At 47.7% G+C, this 18,075-nt stretch carries 15 protein-coding genes and 1 tRNA gene; 7 read left to right on the top strand and 9 right to left on the bottom strand.

Going from position 1 to position 18,075, the window contains the following annotated elements:
• Nucleotides 1-5: 5 nt before the first annotated feature.
• Nucleotides 6-497: a TIGR03546 family protein gene (locus tag Q8O77_RS16735; RefSeq protein ID WP_305555884.1), complete on the bottom strand. Its 492-nt coding sequence runs from the start codon at nt 495-497 to the stop codon at nt 6-8.
• A gap of 248 nt (nt 498-745) precedes the next feature.
• Between Q8O77_RS16735 and Q8O77_RS16730 the strand changes: the two genes are divergently transcribed.
• Nucleotides 746-2,272: an amidase family protein gene (locus Q8O77_RS16730; RefSeq protein WP_305555881.1), complete on the top strand. Its 1,527-nt coding sequence runs from the start codon at nt 746-748 to the stop codon at nt 2,270-2,272.
• A gap of 46 nt (nt 2,273-2,318) precedes the next feature.
• Here Q8O77_RS16730 and Q8O77_RS16725 read toward each other — a convergent pair whose 3' ends face one another.
• The 4 genes from Q8O77_RS16725 to pepA all read right to left on the bottom strand — a co-directional run bounded on the left by Q8O77_RS16725 (nt 2,319) and on the right by pepA (nt 8,977).
• Complete coding sequence (locus Q8O77_RS16725) at nt 2,319-3,800, bottom strand: Na+/H+ antiporter NhaC family protein (protein ID WP_305555878.1); 1,482 nt, start codon at nt 3,798-3,800, stop codon at nt 2,319-2,321.
• A 328-nt stretch (nt 3,801-4,128) separates the two neighbouring features.
• Entirely contained in the window at nt 4,129-6,996 is a 2,868-nt protein-coding gene (locus tag Q8O77_RS16720; protein ID WP_305555875.1) for a valine--tRNA ligase, read from the bottom strand.
• Nucleotides 6,997-7,010: 14 nt separating this feature from the next.
• On the bottom strand, nt 7,011-7,469 hold the full coding sequence (locus Q8O77_RS16715; protein ID WP_305555872.1) for a DNA polymerase III subunit chi: 459 nt from the start codon (nt 7,467-7,469) through the stop codon (nt 7,011-7,013).
• Entirely contained in the window at nt 7,469-8,977 is a 1,509-nt protein-coding gene (gene pepA / locus Q8O77_RS16710) for a leucyl aminopeptidase (protein ID WP_305555869.1), read from the bottom strand. Before pepA ends, Q8O77_RS16715 begins: the two co-directional genes overlap by 1 nt.
• Before the next feature lie 184 nt (nt 8,978-9,161).
• Here pepA and lptF point away from each other — a divergent pair, with 184 nt between their 5' ends.
• Both lptF and lptG read left to right on the top strand, forming a co-directional pair.
• A complete protein-coding gene (gene lptF / locus Q8O77_RS16705; RefSeq protein WP_305555865.1) occupies nt 9,162-10,268 on the top strand; it encodes an LPS export ABC transporter permease LptF in 1,107 nt (368 codons plus the stop codon).
• Nucleotide 10,269: 1 nt separating this feature from the next.
• Nucleotides 10,270-11,337: an LPS export ABC transporter permease LptG gene (gene lptG, locus Q8O77_RS16700; protein WP_305555862.1), complete on the top strand. Its 1,068-nt coding sequence runs from the start codon at nt 10,270-10,272 to the stop codon at nt 11,335-11,337.
• An 87-nt stretch (nt 11,338-11,424) separates the two neighbouring features.
• Here lptG and Q8O77_RS16695 read toward each other — a convergent pair whose 3' ends face one another.
• Nucleotides 11,425-11,922, bottom strand: a complete 498-nt coding sequence (locus tag Q8O77_RS16695) for an RDD family protein (RefSeq protein ID WP_305555860.1) — start codon at nt 11,920-11,922, stop codon at nt 11,425-11,427.
• Nucleotides 11,923-12,083: 161 nt separating this feature from the next.
• Here Q8O77_RS16695 and Q8O77_RS16690 point away from each other — a divergent pair.
• The 4 genes from Q8O77_RS16690 to Q8O77_RS16675 all read left to right on the top strand — a co-directional run bounded on the left by Q8O77_RS16690 (nt 12,084) and on the right by Q8O77_RS16675 (nt 14,394).
• Nucleotides 12,084-12,170, top strand: a tRNA-Leu gene (locus Q8O77_RS16690).
• Between the two features lie 575 nt (nt 12,171-12,745).
• Nucleotides 12,746-13,210 carry a hypothetical protein gene (locus Q8O77_RS16685; protein ID WP_305555857.1) on the top strand — a complete coding sequence of 155 codons (465 nt, stop codon included), beginning with the start codon at nt 12,746-12,748 and terminating at the stop codon, nt 13,208-13,210.
• The gene (locus tag Q8O77_RS16680; protein ID WP_305555854.1) at nt 13,203-13,469 is read left to right on the top strand and encodes a hypothetical protein; all 267 of its coding nucleotides are present in this window, start codon (nt 13,203-13,205) and stop codon (nt 13,467-13,469) included. Before Q8O77_RS16685 ends, Q8O77_RS16680 begins: the two co-directional genes overlap by 8 nt.
• Nucleotides 13,470-13,560: 91 nt before the next feature.
• Entirely contained in the window at nt 13,561-14,394 is an 834-nt protein-coding gene (locus tag Q8O77_RS16675) for a hypothetical protein (protein ID WP_305555852.1), read from the top strand.
• Nucleotides 14,395-14,681: 287 nt separating this feature from the next.
• Here the strand turns inward: Q8O77_RS16675 and Q8O77_RS16670 are convergent, their stop codons facing one another.
• The 3 genes from Q8O77_RS16670 to Q8O77_RS16660 all read right to left on the bottom strand — a co-directional run bounded on the left by Q8O77_RS16670 (nt 14,682) and on the right by Q8O77_RS16660 (nt 18,044).
• A complete protein-coding gene (locus tag Q8O77_RS16670; RefSeq protein ID WP_305555849.1) occupies nt 14,682-15,539 on the bottom strand; it encodes a hypothetical protein in 858 nt (285 codons plus the stop codon).
• A 22-nt stretch (nt 15,540-15,561) separates the two neighbouring features.
• Nucleotides 15,562-15,843 (bottom strand): hypothetical protein, encoded by a 282-nt coding sequence (locus tag Q8O77_RS16665; RefSeq protein WP_305555846.1) that lies wholly within the window; start codon nt 15,841-15,843, stop codon nt 15,562-15,564.
• A 254-nt stretch (nt 15,844-16,097) separates the two neighbouring features.
• Complete coding sequence (locus Q8O77_RS16660) at nt 16,098-18,044, bottom strand: hypothetical protein (RefSeq protein ID WP_305555843.1); 1,947 nt, start codon at nt 18,042-18,044, stop codon at nt 16,098-16,100.
• Between the last annotated feature and the right edge of the window lie 31 nt (nt 18,045-18,075).

The raw sequence follows: 18,075 nt of genomic DNA, 5'->3' as shown, positions 1-18,075 counted from the left end.
GCTCCTTAATTTAACTTTTCGTACAGCGCAAACAGCTTGCTGGCTTTGAGCATTTGCATAATTTTCCATTTTTGCACGCTGTTCATCACCCGCACACGGTACTGCATTACCAGCATTTTACTTAACCAGGCAATGGGCAGCAGCAATACAGCGCCCAGTACAAAGGCGCCTAATGTCAGCGTATGGTGCAAATGCAGCAGTTGCAGCGTTTCGGTGTTGGCTAACAGTTGCAACAGGCTGTCGTTTTGCGCGTACTGCCAGGTCAGGCGCTCCAGCGGGTCGGCAAACAGTAACATCAGGCCAGAGGTTAAGCCCCATACCACAATAAAGGTCGACAGATTAATGGTCAGCAGGCAGACAATTAAGATGATCAGCAAGGTGAGTAAGCCAAAGGGTAAGATACCGGCAAACAGGCCCAGCGCAATGGCCCAGCCAATTTGCCAGGGGGAGGCTTCCGAGTTAAGTACTTTCAGAATTTTAGCCACTAAGGTAAGCATAAACACTCCGGTAAACAGGCTGTATAAAGTTGTTATAGAGGATTGTTATATAAGGTAACAGTGTAGCGGCGTTTTGTCAGGGATAAAACAGTGACAAAGTGTTGATGCAATGCCTGTTTTTACTCCGGCGCCGCTGTGGTTGGTTATTTTGCGGGCAATAGCGGCTTTTGCAGGATAAAGTTTCAGCAGTATTAGCAGCAGCTGACGTACTATCTGTTAACTGACGATAACAACAAGGTAAATTTGCCATGCGTAGCCGTTTAAACCTGATAAGTATTTTGCTGTTTAGTAGCATTGCGCCAGCACAGCAGGCGCCAGCCTGGCTAGATGCCAAAACAGCGCTGGATGCGATGCAGCGCGGCGAGCTTAGTAGCGAGCAGTTAGTTAGTCATTATCTGGCTCAGATTGCCGCCAACAACCAAAATGGCCACCAGCTGGCGGCAATAGCTGATATTAATCAACAGGCGCTGGCACAAGCCAGGCAACTGGATCAACAGCGCGCCGTGGGGCAGGTTTTATCACCCTTGCATGGCCTGCCGGTAGTGCTAAAAGCTAATATTGCCACCGCAGATGATATGCCAACAACGGCGGGGGCGTTGGCGTTAAAAGGCCATATTACGCCTGGTGATGCACAGCTGGTGCATCAACTGCGTGCCGCTGGTGCAGTGGTCATGGCTAAAGCAAATCTATCCGAATGGGCTAATTTTCGCGGTGAAGGCTCAGCCAGTGGCTGGTCGGCATTGGGCGGTCAGGTGAAGAACCCGCATTTGTTAACTCATACTCCGTGCGGCTCCAGTTCAGGTTCCGGGGTAGCCGTGGCGGCAGATTTTACCTTGTTCGCCGTGGGCACCGAAACCGATGGCTCAATAACCTGTCCGGCGGCCATCAACGGCATAGTAGGCATTAAGCCCAGCCGTGGCGCAGTGTCGGGCGAGGGTATTATTCCTATTGCGCATGCTCAGGATATCGCCGGGCCCATGGCGCGTAAGGTGTTTGATGCTGCGTTGTTGCTGGACGCTATGCTAACCGCTGAAGCACGCAGTAAACTGTCTGCACCCTTGGCACATTTTGCCACAGTGCCAAGCAAGGCGAAAAAAGTGTTGTTAGTGCGCGCTTATGATAAACGGAACCGCGCTTTGGCCCCGATGTTTAATCAGTTAGCGGTAATGCTGCAGGCCGATGGCATTGAGGTAGTTAATGCTGACAGCTGGCAGCTGCCAGACGAGCTGTATCAGGCTGAATTTAAGGTGCTGATTTATGAGTTTAAACGCGACCTGGAACAATGGCTAAAAAGCTATCAGGCACCCGAAACGGTAGACACTGTGGCAGAAATTGTGGCGTTTAATCAGCAGCAAGGTAAGGCGGCGCTGGCATTTTATGGCCAAGAATATTTGCAGCAGGCCGAGGCGATAGATCTTGAACAAGACAAGGCCGACTATCTTGCTGCACTGGAGCAAAGCCGGCAGTTGGCTGAGCTAGCGCTTAACCAGTATCTGCAGCAGGGCTATGATGCGATTATTTTGCCCTCGTATGGCCCGGCATGGCCAATAGACCACGTTAAAGGTGATCAGTTTAATTTTGGTACTTCTACCGCTGCGGCCGTGGCCGGATACCCTTCGGTAACCATACCGGCAGCCTTTGATGGAGTTTTGCCGCTGGGCATTAGCCTTGTGGCGCTACCCTGGTCTGAGCCGCAGCTGGTATCGCTGGCGGCAACCATTGAGCGTTATCTGGACGGTTACCGTCAGCCTGGATTTTTAACCACAGCGGAGTAAATAAAAAAGGCGCTTTAAGCGCCTTTTTTGCTGATGAATACTCAGCTCAAGCCAGTGCTAAAAAGCCGAAAAACGCCAACACAGCAGCCATAAAGGCATAGGGGAACTGGGTTAACGCATGGCTCATCAGGTTACAGCCTGAGCCCTGCGCCGCCAGTACGGTAGAATCACTGTAGAAACAGGCCTGGCTACCAAAAGAGCTGGCCGATAACAGCGCGCCTATTACCAGCGGAATATTGGCTTCTACCGCAAATGCCAGTGGCATTACAATCGGAATAGATACAGCAAAAATGCCCCAGGACGAGCCGGTAGCAAAGGCCAGGATCGCCATTGAGAAAAACACCAGTGCTGGCAACAGCTGCGCGCTCATATAGGGCGCCAGGTTATCAATAATATATTGCGGTAAACCCAGCTGGTCGCACACGTCTTTAAAGATAAAGGCAGCAATAACCGTGCAGATAGCCGGTAGCATGGTTTTAAAACCATGGATCATCACGTCCATCATTTCGGAGATATTCATCAGCCGTTGCAGCATATACAGCGGCAAGGTAATAACAAAGGTCATTAACAGGCCTTTCCATACGTCAATTTCAAACCAAATGGTAAAGCCCACCAGCATGATCATCGGCAGCAAAAAGTTATGCAGCTTGCCGGTTTTGCGGTTGCTTTGCTCAAACTCTTCGTCAAATGACTGCACGGCAAAATCATCAGCGGAATGGGTGTCCTGCGCTGTGGTGGCTGAATTGGGCGCATCTTCGGCGGCAAGCAGCGACTGCTGTGCGGCTAATTCGGCCTTTTTCATCGGACCAAATACCGGCACCACACCTAAAATAACCAGGATTACCATCAGCATCGCCAGCCAGGCATACAGCATATACGGAATGGCAGAAATATAGGTTTGAATACCGCTGGCGTCGCCGGCCGGGGCCACGTCGTTGGCAACCAGCAGGCCACCGAAAAACACCGCCCAGGTAGAGATAGGAATAAGTACACAAATCGGTGCGGCGGTTGAGTCGACAATATAGGCCAGCATCTCGCGTGATACTTTGTATTTGTCGGTAATGCGTTTCATGGTTTCGCCCACTGTCAGCGCATTTAAATAGTCATCAACAAAGATCACTATGCCGAGGAAGCAGGTCATCAACATCGAGGATTTACGCCCGGTGGCCACACGCTGCGCGGCACGGCCAAAAGCAAAGGCGCCACCGGTATGCACCAGCAGGGCGATAAGTGAGCCAAAACCACCACATACCAGAATTAACCAGCCTATGGTTTCATCCTGCATAACACGCAATGAGGTGTCGGCAAAATTCCCCAGCGCGCCAACCGGTGATAACAGCAATAAACCGGCAATAGCGCCCATTACCAGCGCTAAAATCGGCCGTTTTAACCAGATAGCAATAGCCAGTACCACCACAGGTGGAATTAAGCTGATAGCAGAAGGGGTGGTGACAACTGCGGCGGCCGCTTCGGCCGCCGCTGCAACAGGTTCGGCGAGACTCTCAACCAGGGTATCTGCTGACATCATTTATTATTCTCAAAGTTAACTCCGGCACGCCGGATAAAAGTTAAGTGAACCGTTGCAGCAGATAACCCAACTCAACGGAGCGGTTCCTTGCATTTATTCAGCTGTGCTGCGCGCAAAAAACACCGGCGCTAAACCCCAGACTTTACTGCATAAATACGCAGTGCAAGCGTATAGTCAGCCAGTTGCCGAAATACCGCGCAATCATAGCAAAAATTTTGTTTTCTACAACTGAGATCTTTTGCCGGCCCTTGGCAGCTAAAGCTTTGGCCGCGGCCGTTAGCAATAAAAAACCGGACACTAAGGCCCGGTTTTTTCGGCAAAGGTGCTATTACAAGGCCGCGATTTCGGCTTGCTGGGCTTGCAGCTTAACCACGGCCTGCTCCAGCTCGGCTTGCTTGGCGCGCTCTTTCTCCAGCACCGCTTCCGGTGCTTTGGCCACAAAACCTGCGTTGCTAAGCTTGCCTGCCACGCGGGCCAGTTCCTGTTGGGTTTTCTCCAACTGCTTGGCAATGCGGCTAAGCTCGGCGTCTTTATCAATTAAACCGGCCATCGGAATGAGTAAATCCATGCTGCCGATTAATTGCGTGGCACAGGTTGGCGCCGGCGCATCAGCTGACAGCACAGTGATTTGCTCCAGCTTTGCCAGGTTCATCAGGAAACTCTCGTTTTCGCTTAAGCGGCGCTGCTCTTCGCTGTTTACATTGCGCAGCAATATGCTCAGCGGTTTACCCGGCGCAATGTTCATCTCGCCGCGCACGTTACGAATGGCAGTGATCACTGCTTTTAACCATTCCAGATCAGCAGTGGCGGTAGCATCAACCAGGCTGTCATCCACTTGCGGGTAGGCTTGCAGCATTATGCTGTCGGCGTTGTTGTTGATAGTAGCGCCGGCCAGCGGTTTTACCGATTGCCAGATGGTCTCGGTAATAAACGGCATTATCGGGTGCATTAAACGCAGCAGGCTTTCCAGCACAGTAACCAGGGTATGGCGCGTGGCGCGTTGCTGTGCTTCATTGCCTTTAAACAGCACCGGCTTGGTCAGCTCTAAATACCAGTCACAGAACTGGTTCCAGGTAAATTCGTACAAGGCGGTGGCGGCTAAATCAAAGCGGTAGGTATCAAAGTACTGCCGCACTTGCTTAACTGTTTGCTGGTACTGCGCCAAGATCCATTTATCGGCCAGCGATAACTGCATGTCACCGCCGTTAAAGCCGCAATCCTGGTCTTCGGTGTTCATCAGCACATAGCGGCTGGCATTCCACAGTTTATTGCAGAAGTTACGGTAGCCCTCTAAGCGCTTCATATCCCAGTTAATATCACGCCCGGTAGATGCCAGCGCTGCCAGGGTAAAGCGCAGCGCGTCGGTGCCGCTGGCGCTGATACCTTCAGGGAATTGTTTGCGGGTGCGCTCGGCAATTTTCTCGGCATCTTTGGGCTGCATCATATTGCTGGTGCGCTTGGCCAGTAACTCGTCCAGCGTAATGCCGTCGATCATATCCAGCGGGTCAACCACGTTGCCCTTGGATTTTGACATCTTATCGCCGTTTTCATCGCGGATAAGCCCGGTAACATAGACAGTTTTAAACGGTACCTGCGGCTTGCCGTCTTTATCTTTAATAAAGTGCATGGTCATCATGATCATTCTGGCGACCCAGAAGAAAATAATGTCAAAGCCGGTTACCAGCACATTGGTGGGGTGGAAGGTACGCAGTGCCTCGGTATCGTCCGGCCAACCCAGGGTGGAGAAGGTCCACAGTGCCGAGCTGAACCAGGTGTCCAGTACGTCATCATCCTGCTTTAACGTTACGCTGTCGGCTAACTGATGTTTAGCGCGCACTTCAGCCTCATTACGGCCGACATAGACTTTACCGGTTTGGTCGTACCAGGCCGGAATACGGTGGCCCCACCATAGCTGACGTGAGATACACCAATCCTGAATGTCGCGCATCCAGCTGTAGTACATGTTCTCGTATTGCTTGGGCACAAATTCAATCTGGCCGCTTTCTACCGCTTCAGTGGCGGTTTTCGCCAGCGGCGCAACCCGCACATACCACTGATCGGTGAGCAGCGGTTCAATTACCACGCCGCTACGGTCGCCGTACGGCAGGGTGTTGTTGTGATCTTCGACTTTTTCCAGCAAGCCGGCGGCATCAAAGGCAGCAACTATAGCTTTACGCGCGGCATAGCGGTCCAGCCCCTGATACTCAGCTGGAATAACGCCAACCAGCGCCGGGTTTAATTCGCCATTGCTGTGGAAGCCTTCCCCTTCGCTACGGATAGTGGCGTCCGGTGTCATCACGTTAATCATCGGCAGCTGATGGCGCTTGCCCACTTCATAGTCGTTAAAATCGTGTGCCGGGGTAATTTTGACGCAGCCGGTGCCTTTTTCCATATCGGCATGCTCATCGGCCAGCACAGGAATACGGCGGTTTACCAGCGGCAGTAACACCTCTTTGCCAATCAGTGCCTGATAACGCTCATCTTCCGGGTTTACTGCTACGCCGGTATCACCCAGCATAGTTTCCGGCCTGGTGGTGGCTACAACCAGATAATTTTTACCATCAGCCGTTACAGCGCCGTCGGCCAGCGGATAGCGCAAGTGCCACATCTGGCCTTTTTGCTCTTTGTTTTCCACTTCCAGATCAGAGATGGCGGTGTGCAGTTTCGGGTCCCAGTTTACCAGACGTTTGCCGCGGTAAATCAGCTCGTCGTCATACAGCCGGACGAACACTTCCTGCACCGCATTGGATAAGCCTTCATCCATGGTAAAGCGCTCGCGCTGCCAGTCTACTGAGTTACCTAAACGGCGCATTTGCGAGGTAATAGTGCCGCCGGACTCTTCCTTCCACTGCCAGACTTTTTCAATAAATGCATCACGGCCCAGTTGGTGGCGACCAGGTAAGCCTTCAGCCGCCAGTTTACGCTCTACCACCATTTGGGTAGCAATACCGGCGTGGTCGGTACCTACCTGCCACAGCGTATTTTTACCCTGCATGCGCTGGTAGCGGGTAAGGGCGTCCATAATGGTTTGCTGAAAGGCATGGCCCATATGCAGGCTGCCGGTAACATTCGGCGGCGGGATCATAATACAGTAGTTGCCGTTGCTCTCATCGCCGTGTGGCGCAAAGTAGCCTTTGGCTTGCCAGGCGTTATACATCGCCTGTTCTATTTCAGTGGGGTTAAACGTTTTTTCCATGATAGTACCTGTGCTCAGGGGGCGTTAACGGTTTGCGGGTTAACGCCCAACTGACGATATTGCTTAAAACGCTCCCGCGCCTGCGCTTTTAATTGCTCGGCGGCGGGAACAAATTCGATGATTTGGCTAAAGCGGTTGGCAAAAGCCGGGATCTCAGTGGCTAAATTAATCAGCACCTGGCGGTTTTGCCGTGGCGCCTGCCAGCTTATTTCTACCGGTGCGCCGTATTTCGGGCCTTCACCGCTTAAGTTATGCGGTACAAAGCGTTCGGCATCAAACTGCCATAGCAGTTCGTCGAAAACTTCGGCCTGTTGTTGGTCGGCAGTATAAACGAAAACGCGCTGCTTGGCGCGGTACAAGTCGGCACACAGCCGGCATGCCAAAGCAAAATGAGCTGGCGTGCTGCTCAGCTCATTTTGTCTCGCTTGATCTTCTGCCGGTGTGTCGCTTAGCAGATAAAAGCTAACTTGCATTAATGATCCTGCTGTTGGCCAACCCGGTTAATTAAAAACTGGGTTAACAACGACACCGGCCGGCCGGTGCTGCCTTTATCTTTGCCGCCACTGCGCCAGGCGGTGCCGGCAATATCCAGGTGCGCCCAGTTATATTTGCGGGTAAAGCGCGATAAAAAGCAGGCGGCAGTAATAGTACCGGCGGCGCGGCCACCTAAGTTGCTGAAATCGGCAAACGGGCTTTCCAGCTGATCCTGGTAATCATCCCACAGCGGCAGGCGCCAGGCGCGATCACCACTTTGCTCGGACGCATTTAAAATCTCATGCGCCAACGGGTTATGGTTACTCAGCAAACCGGTAGCATGTTTACCCAGTGCGATAACGCAGGCACCGGTTAAGGTGGCCACATCTATTACCAGCTCGGGGTCAAAACGCTCGACATAGGTTAAGGCGTCACACAACACTAAGCGGCCTTCAGCGTCGGTGTTTAATACTTCCACCGTTTGGCCGGACATAGTGGTTAAAATATCACCCGGCCGGTAGGCGTTAGCATCCGGCATGTTCTCGGCGGCGGCGAGTACGGCGACAATGTTCACCTGCAGGTTCAGCTGGACTACGGCATGCATGGTACCCAGCACAGAGGCGGCGCCACACATATCGTATTTCATTTCGTCCATGCCATCGCCCGGTTTTAAGCTGATACCACCGGAGTCGAAGGTTAAGCCTTTACCTACCAGTACCACCGGCGCGCTGTCGTTACCGGCACCGTTGTACTTAATAACCGCCATACGCGGGCCATTCACTGAACCACGGCCAACCGCGAGGTAAGAGTTCATGCCGTGTGCGGCCAGCTCTTCCGGGCCTAATACATCAACACTGATTTTGGCTGAGCTTTCAGCCAGCAGCAGTGCCTGGTCGGCCAGATACTGCGGCGTACAGATATTCGGCGGCATATTGCCGACGTCTTTACATTGTTTAATACCGGCCGCTATAGCCAGGCCTTGTTCTACTGCTTTTTCGCCAATAGTCAGGTCGCGCCGTGTCGGCACATTAAATACAATTTTGCGCAGCGGGCGGCGGGTTTCATCTTTTTTGCTTTTTAAGCGGTCAAATACGTACAGACAGTCCTGGGTGGTTTCCACCGCGTGGCGCACTTTCCAGTAGGTATCGCGGCCTTTTACGTGCAACTCGGATAAAAAGCATACCGCTTCCATCGAACCGGTTTCGTTTAGCGTGCTGATCGTTTTGGCAATAATCTGCCGGTATTGGCGCTCGTCCAGCTCGCGCTCTTTACCGCAGCCTACCAATAATACGCGTTCGCTCAATACGTTAGGTACGTGATGCAACAACAGCATTTGGCCGGGTTTGCCTTCCAAATCGCCGCGGCGCAGCAGGTTGCTGATATACCCTTCACTGATTTTATCCAGTTGTTCTGCTACAGCGGAAAGACGACGCGGTTCGTACACGCCGACAACAATGCATGCACTGCGTTGTTTTTCCGGACTTCCGCTTTTTACGCTGAACTCCATGCTAACTCCTGATTCTAAGAGATTGTGCTAACATAAGCCGACACATTAATGGCCAAATTCTACCGTGAATTCATAAAAAAGCTCGGTTTTCTACGCCGTTTGGTCGATAATAATTGCTATAAATATCAAGTTTACTGAAAAATCGCCAGGGTTCCAGTAAAAAGGCAGGTTTTTAGGGGGCGCGTTGATTATTTTTCGTTACCTGTTGGGTGAGGTGTTTAAGTCTCAGTTAGCGGTTTTTATCATTCTGATGACCATTATCATTAGCCAGCGCTTTGTCAAAATTCTGGCCGATGCCTCTGAGGGCGAAATCCCGGGACAGTTGGTAATGACCATAGTGGCGCTGAAGCTGCCACAGCTGGCGGTAATTATTCTGCCGCTCAGTGCCTTTATTGGCATTTTAGTGGCCTATGGCCGCGTGTATGCCGACAGCGAGATGACCGTATTGCACGCCACCGGCGTAAGCGAGTGGTATGTTACGCGGCTAACCTTGATGCTATCGCTGTTAATGGCCATTTTGGCCGGCAGTGTTACCTTGTTTTTAAGCCCCTGGGCTACCGAGCAGGAATACCGCATTTTGGAAAAAGCCGACGCCAATGCCGGTTTATTATCGGTAGTGCCGGGCCGGTTTCAGCATACCTCAAATGAAAAAGCGGTGATCTTCGTGCACGACGTTGGCCGCGGTAGTAGCAGCGGCGAATTATCCCGCGTGTTTGTGGCGCAAAGTAATGCCCGCGACGAGCCCGGCCATTCTATCGTGTATGCGCAAAGCGGTAATGTAAAGGAAGACGCCAGCGGTGCCCAGGTATTGCAACTGGAGCAGGGCCGGCGTTATGCCGGTGATGCGGTGTCGCCGGCGTTTGAAATTACCGAGTTTGAGCGCTACCAAATTCAGATCCGCGAGCAGGAAGTAGAGCAGCGCCGGCGCAAGCTGGGCAGTGTGCCCACCGCCGAGCTGTTAACCATGCAAAGCAGCGAAGCCATTGCCGAGTGGCACTGGCGTATCGCCATACCGCTGTCTATTCCGCTGTTGGCGCTAATCGCTGTGCCGCTCAGCCGCGTTAATCCGCGTCAGGGTAAATTTGGTCGCTTGTTGCCGGCGTTGCTGTTGTACCTGGGCTACTATTCGCTGTTAATTATTGCCCGCTCGGCATTGGAAGATGGCAAAATTCCGCCGGCCCTCGGCATGTGGTGGTTGCATGCCAGTGCCTTACTGCTGGGTACGGCGCTTATTATGAACAGTCGCAGCAGTGCCCAGCGCTTGCGCGCCTGGCTGGCGGGTAGGGGCTGAGATGCTGAAAATTCTTGATCTGTATATCGGCCGCACTATCTTAAACACCTCGATGCTAACGCTGAGCGTATTGCTGGCCATATCGGCGATGTTTAAATTTATCGACCAGATGCGCTCGGTTGGCCGTGGCTATTACGACATGGTGCACGCCGCCTTATTTACGTTGTACAGCGTACCGGGCGACCTGGTGACCTTTTTCCCGATGGCAGCGCTGATCGGCGGTTTAATTGGTTTGGGCATGTTAGCCAGCAGCAGCGAGCTGGTGGTAATGCAGGCCGCCGGTTTATCGCGCTTTAATATCATCAGTTCGGTAATGAAAACCGCTGTGATCATGATGTTGTTTGTTATGGCGGTAGCCGAGTGGGGCGCGCCGGTAAGCGACAGGGCGGCCCGTGAGCTGCGCACCAAAGCTATTTCAGACGGTAGCCTGTTTGCTGCGCAGCAGGGTATTTGGGCCAAAGACGGCGACCAGTTTGTTAATATCCGCAAGGTAGACGATTTCGGTAACCTGGAAGGAATTGTTATTTACCAATTCGACAGCCAGTTGCAGTTAGTGTCGGTCACCAGTGCTGACAGCGCGGTATACAGCAGCGATGCCTGGCAGCTGCAGCAGGTAAAGCGGCTGGATTTAACCGAACTGCGCGTGATTAAACAACAGTGGCCGGAGCAGGGCTGGCGCTCGTCGTTAACGCCGGACAAACTGGGCGTGGTAACCATTAAGCCGGAAATGCTGTCGTTAAGCGGCTTAAACGACTACGTGGATTATTTGCAGCAAAATGCCCAGGACTCCAGCCGGTACGAGCTGGCCTTTTGGCGCAAAGCGCTGCAACCGCTGACTATTATCGCTATGTTATTAATGGCCTTGTCGTTTATCTTCGGCCCGCTGCGCAGCGTTACTATGGCCGCCAGGGTGCTGATGGGGATATTAACCGGCTTTGCGTTTTATATGAGTAACGAAGTATTCGGCCCGGTAGCCCTGGTATACCAGTTGCCACCACTGGCCGGCGCCATAGTACCCAGCGCGCTGTTTATTGCCTTATCGGTGTACTTAATGCGTAAGAAGGTATAGTTAACTTTTACCAACCCGATTGCACACGCCAACACATCGCCATGCGTTTAACCGTAGGCTTAGTGCAATCGGGTTGTTAGTGCTTAATCACCGCGCTGCTTTATGCAGGTTCAGTAATTTGCTTTGCTCTTTGGTCAGCACTATTACCTGAGTATCAGTTAGCTGATCCTGCAGTGCCAGGCCTTTACCCCAGCGTAGCCAAAGCCATAAATTACCTAAGCCCAATAACGCCGTAAGGGCGCGTAGTAAACCCTGCTTAAAGCTGATAGCGCCGCCGTTTTGCTGCACTAACAATAAACGCCAGGCGCGCATACCCAGGGTTTGGCCGCCTTTGTACCAAAAGTACAGATAAAACCAAAAGAACCACAACACAGAATAGAGCTGAAACCAGATTTTATGTTGGGCAATAAAATCGGCATGGTCGGTGTAATCAGCCAGCGAAATTACGCCAATGCTGTTTAGCAGTGTAACCAGCAACAAGGCCAGCATCATCGCCGCCATCCACAGTGCAGCTAAAATTAACCAGTCATACAACATCGCCGCCAAACGGCGAATTAACCCGGCCCGGGGTGCATCAGCAAACATAGTGTTATCCGCTAGTAAAAAACCGCGCAAGTGTAGCATGCAGCCTTGTTTTTTCGAAGCTGCTGTAATTTTGTGCAACTAAACCGCTGTGGCATAAATTCGCTTGCGCATCGCCATTCGCGTCGTATAATGCAGGCGTTTACCTCAAAATATCCCTCAGTGCCTGGGTGGCGAAATCGGTAGACGCAGCGGATTCAAAATCCGCCGGGGGAAACTCCGTGTCGGTTCGAGTCCGACCCTAGGCACCAATATTCTCAGTAAGTTATTACCCGTTTCAAACTAATTCATCGTAAATATAGAGTCTTCTTGCTAAGTACTTTGCATCATTTGCTGTGCAATCTGGCTACCGCCAATGGCGAAGAAATTTTAGCCAAAAAGTAATATGTGATATTCAAAGCCCAGCCAGACTGGGATTTATTCTTACTCTGCGATTCTAAACTCTCTTTTTGTAATACATCAAAGCACATTCCTACTTATTGTTCTGACAAGCTGTGAGCTTGTAGATACGGTGCTGTATCGCCCTCAATAGTTGCAATAATGTAAACTGTAACTAACGTAGTGACAGCTCGTAGAAAATTAATTAAGTTAGATGCGCTGACCGCTCTTTGTCTCTAAGTTAGTGCAAAATCTGATCTTTAATGCGTATTAAAGTGCAAAATCTAATCTCTATGAGTTTAATGAAAGTCTATGGCACTAGGGCAAGTCTAGTCATTTCACAAGTTAAAAAAGATTCACATGAAGCAAACTTGCTTCCTATTTCAAAATAGTCTATAAATTTTTTCAATAATTAGCCTTCATAGCGACGATATTAGGATTCTCTGTTATGTCTGACTCAGCTGATCCAACCTTGTTGCAAATATTCGTTTGGATAACTGCCATTGCAGGAGGATTGATTGGAATATACAATTTTTTGTTTGCAAAGGAACGGAGATTCGAGGGGTACACTAAAAAGGAATTAATTGAATACTTGAACAAAGTTAAGGATGGCAATAATTTCAAGACACCTCACCCTAAATCAGAAATTGCTTATCATGAAGAGTTCAATCCAGTTAGGTTGCATCTTGAAATGATATCTAGAGCTTGGCGTAGCAACTTTTTCAATAAAAAGGAAAAGCGAGATTACTTACTCAACGATCATGGCGAATTATATAAGCGTATTTACAACGAATGGTTAAACGATATTAAACAAGTTGATGGCGCGACTAATCCGAATATGACAATTGTAAAAAATTATCTTACCCCGGATATTCACACTGCATACAGAGAAATGGAGGATTTTCGTGGATAATAGCGAAGATTTAAGTAACGATTTAGCAGGGCAGCTCTTAGCTCTTATAAAAACGAATACACATTTCTCTTTGAAACTCTCGGGGAAATACGTTTCTGATGTAAATGGATTTGATAGCGCCGCGAAGCAGTTTGTTACAGATGTGATTGAAATAAGTGCCAGCTATGACAGCCGCAGCCCAATCCATACCAAAGGTGGTACTAATAAGATAGATTGCCACTACTGCAAAGGTACAGGGAAGATTAGTAATGGTCGCTAGGATAGTTCTGCCACAACACGCAAGTAATGGCGATTCATCTACTGTATTAGGTGAAGGGCAAAGACGCTCAGACTAGGGAGAGGGGGGGCTGATGTCTGGCAATAAGGATATAAACTATAAAGCCCTCCGGCTAATAGTGGGCTCAATAGCCATTAGTATCGCGATAGTAACAACTATCATGTTTGGTCTTCACAATAGCAAGTTTATGATCCCAACAAGTATTAGTGTCACATATCATTTAGGCGCAAGGGATTTTTTTGTCGGTTCGTTGTTTGCCGTTGGCTCCTTTCTCATTGCTTATAACGGATTTAGTAAGACGGAAAAGGTTCTTGCTAAGATTGCAGGCATACTTGCTATTTTTGTGGCGGTTTTTCCAACAACATTGAACTTAAACTGGATAGATTCTGCCAAGATTCCATTTGACACTCAATATTGTAAAAACCTTCATAGCGATGATGGTTTCATTCGCACTTTAGAAGATAAAAGTATCTGTAATACCACCGGCTCGAAGGTAACTCCATATATTCACTACACTAGCGCCGTCTTACTAATCACTATACTATTTTATTACTGCCTGGGATTTGCCAATCGTGCAAACGATAAATTGAAAAAGCACCCGAACCTGCATCGAATTCGAATTCGCTTTTGGATATATAAGCTATGTGCGGGGGCTATGGTCTTATCAGGTATCTACTTAATTCTCTCAAAGTGGCTTGATAACTCACCAGACAATACAGCTGTGTTTTGGGTCGAATTTGTCTGCTTGTGGGCATTTGGGATATCTTGGTTAGTCGCTTCAAAGCGGCTACCTTTGATAAGCTACAAAGAAAATGAGGAAGATGCTGCTGATAAAGAGCTTGAAGAGGAGCAAGAGCTAAAAGAAATGGCCGAGGTTAAAATTAAAAAGGAAAAATCTTCATTCTGAAGGTTGTTCAATGTTATATTTATTCTATTACTTGCCACATGTCTGCCGCTGATAGAGACTGCTGCATACTAAGCGAATAGTGTTCCTTCACATTCAATACCCAACAACGCATTCAGTTACTAAGCTGGTCAGACATAAAATCTATGTACCAATGCCGGTTGAGGGCTGTTTTTTTATCAATCGGCGAGTGAGGCCATGCCTGTTTCATAGTCCGAACCTGCAAACTTTCTTCGGTGTAAAGCCTATATGCACTTTGTTGCTCAGTCAGAATAGAAATATTCCCAGTGCTACTTAAATATAACGCTAATACCTAAACCTAGCTGATCATATTTATTATCAGCAATTTTGTTTCTTATATCTTCGCCATTGTTGTACTTGTAAGACAAAGATATCTCATAATTCTTCGTTTTTTCAATTATGTAACTCAGAGAAACAGTTGCTAGTTCGTGATTCTTAGGCAGCTCAAGTTTTTTACTGTCATTGAAGTTCAGCCATTTATTGTAACTCACGTTAAACACTAGTTTGTAAACTCCAGAAACTTTATCTTCCCAAAATGCGTACGTTCCAGATATGCCAAGCATTCCCCTTATAACGCTGCCTTCTTTACTATCAGCTTGATTAATGAAATTTTCATACTCTATAGCAAGTGTTGGTGACCACATAAAGGCTGTTGAGTCGCCAATCCAATAGTTATTTAAATACCAATTATTTTTTAAAAAATCTAAGTCAGCAATAACTTGTATACTCTTTGTGTCTTTAACGTGATCTGAAATATAGCCTATTGAAGTCATAAAGCCATAGTTTTTATCTTTGTAGCGGTTAGTTGACCATCCTGCTCTTGCCGCCAATGAATCAGACTCCTTAGTTGTTAGATCATTTTTATGGCCTTCAACCGCGAACATAAATTCGCTTGTTTCATTAATTGGGCAAGAAACACTTAGAGCAGCGTCTATAGAGTATGACTCTTTATCTTCTTTATTTTCATCATCTTTATTTGATTTGATGTACTGAATATAAGCAGGTTTTGATGTCCTGTTTTTGTCTGTACTGTGCTGAGATAAGGTTATTGGGCACTCACTTTCAACGCCATGAGTAAAATGAGGAAGTAAAAAAACAATGCTGCATAGTGATGAGCTATATTTCATAATATATATCCTTATTCGGTTTTTATTCCCTGCTTTTGATTCTATCCCATACTTTACTCTGAGCGTCTTTTATTTTTATGAATGAAGTGACATCGTCATTGACGAACAGTTTTGCATTTTCTCTATTTAGGATTTTATTCAGATCAGGCTTAAGAGACTTTCTCTGAATAACAGTAAGTTTTAAACCTGCTGGAAAAGCCAGTATGGTATCCGCCGTGATAGTTGACGTGTCTCGTCCAAGTTTTAAGGCATAACTACTATATAGATCTAAAACCTCTTTTTTAATTTCGTCTTCCTTAGACATCAGAAAATCTCCTTATTTTATTAGAGCCTGATTACTTCAATCGTTGGTAGTTTATAAACAGGCCAACTCAGCGAATATTGAGGAAGTATAGTAACTAAAATCGAGTATTAGATTTCACAGCGTGATAAATTTCATATAAATCTTCGATCAAGAGTCAGGCAATCTGTCACTATAGATTCTTTTTTGTAAAAAAAAGCCTTTAAAACTGATACCTGTTTAAATGTGCTCTAAGCTAGTACACTGGAAATATTTTTTTATCGCGCGAAAGTTACGCCTGAAAACATAAAGTCTACTTGTTTTATGTTTTTACGCTCTTTTCTTTCGTACTCCCCATCCAATAGCCCAGTATCATTGGCAAACTCCATGGATAAAGACCAAGAAGCTAATGGACTTAGTTCTGCGTAAACCTTAGAGCTACCAAGTTCGATTTCTCGTTCATCTTGGCTCTTTGAGAATTGAATCGGGAAGCTGCGAGCGTCATGCAAAAATCGGTGCTCTTTATTTTGTCTATCAATAAACAACGGGTCCCCGTTGTGAACCAACTTCACCCAACGTGTACCCTCGAATGGTTTTCTTGATTTGACCGCAAGCTTTAGCGATGTAACTAACATTTGTGAGTATAATACAAATTCACGATTGGTCTTTTCGATTTCCACAGTAAACTGACCAGTTACATCGAATGTGTCAAATAATTCAGGGTGGGTACCACGGGAGAATTGAATTTTTCCAGTGGTGAATTTGGTTGGCGCACTGTTACGGTTGGTTCTCTCATTCAAAATGTCAGCGATAAAGCCCGCATAATAGGCTTTGATTTGGTCCACAGATCTGTCCTGTAAATCACGTGGTACCCCATGACCATTGAGTGACCAATAGTTAAGTGCGCGGTGAGCCATGACAACAGCTTTTAGAAGATCTGCTTTGACGCGTCTTAAAGCTTTATCGAAAAAGACATAATGCTCCGCTAACCTGCGGTTAAACACTTGAATATTTCGTATCTTTGTTGATGCTATGTCATGTTCAATCCCTTCTTGTTCTGATTCAAGTTCATACACTTGTGAAATGGCAGCATCGATTCCAAGAATTTTATTATTTCTCAGCTTAATAATGGCTAAGTATTGCTTCATGAGCTTTTGATATTGATTGGCTTCTGGCAAGTTACTGAACTTATCAATCATTTTATCAAAGTCATCTTCTGCAACGATAAGCTTACCTGCGTCCCTCTCCAATTCGACGACCTCTTTAATATCGTTATAGCCTTTTTTCAGTTCGTCTATGCCACCTTTAATCACTTTAGCTTGCTTGACTATGTATTGGCCGGTTTTCTTCCATTGTTCGAGTGTTTTTGATTTTTCGATCATCTGGCCTGCATTGAATATTGCGGTACCTCCAGCAGCAATTGCTCCGATTCCGGTAGCGATTGCCGTTACCGCAGCGCCAGCTTTTAAAGCGTCTTCAAATCCACAAGAGGCTTGTCGCGCTACAGCCTCTTTAAATTCTTCTTCTGCCTTTTCAACCTTAAACTTTAAGGCCTCCTCCTCCAACAGGAGTGAGGCAACCTCATCTCTATCCCCTTGAATTTGTCTACTAAAATGAAGTATTTGATTGTCAATTCGATCATATTGGATTTCTAAAGTGCTGACTGCCGTATCAATGGCTTTTTTCAGAATTACATCTTCTTGTTGTTTTGTGTAATATTGTTCATAGGCTTTTTCGATATCGCCAGCCAATGGCAACATTCGGTTTATCGTTTGCTCATACACGTCAAGCGTAGTAAGAGGTACATGGCCTGGGAAATGTCCATAATAGTCGAGACCTTGTGATAGTTTAGTCAGTAGCACATTAATACGTTTAACTAGCACTAGTTGCACGTCTGGTAACATTTCAAGCTCTTGTCCTGCTACCAACATGTCGACTGCTTCACTTTTAAACGCGGTTGTGCTCAATACGATACTTTTTATCCAGATAAGTTTTTCTGCTGATGTCTCAAAACGTTGATTTAAATAATCAAGTTCTGCTTCATGGAGCAGCATTTGAGTAAAAGACAAACTGTACCCAGTAGATAATCCTTTATTGTTGTCGGTGATAACTAACAGCTCACCATTTTTTCCCAGAACTCCATTGTCATTTGCCGCAGGAATATTTCCTTCAAAGCCCTGTGGCCCATTTGCAGCTCGCTTAGTGTGTGTACACCAGATTGGCATGATTAAGTTCCTTGTTAGTGCCTTTGAAAAA

It is taken from the genome of Rheinheimera sp., assembly GCF_030690345.1.
Lineage (GTDB): Bacteria > Pseudomonadota > Gammaproteobacteria > Enterobacterales > Alteromonadaceae > Alishewanella.
This window is presented reverse-complemented; position numbering and strand designations above follow the sequence as displayed.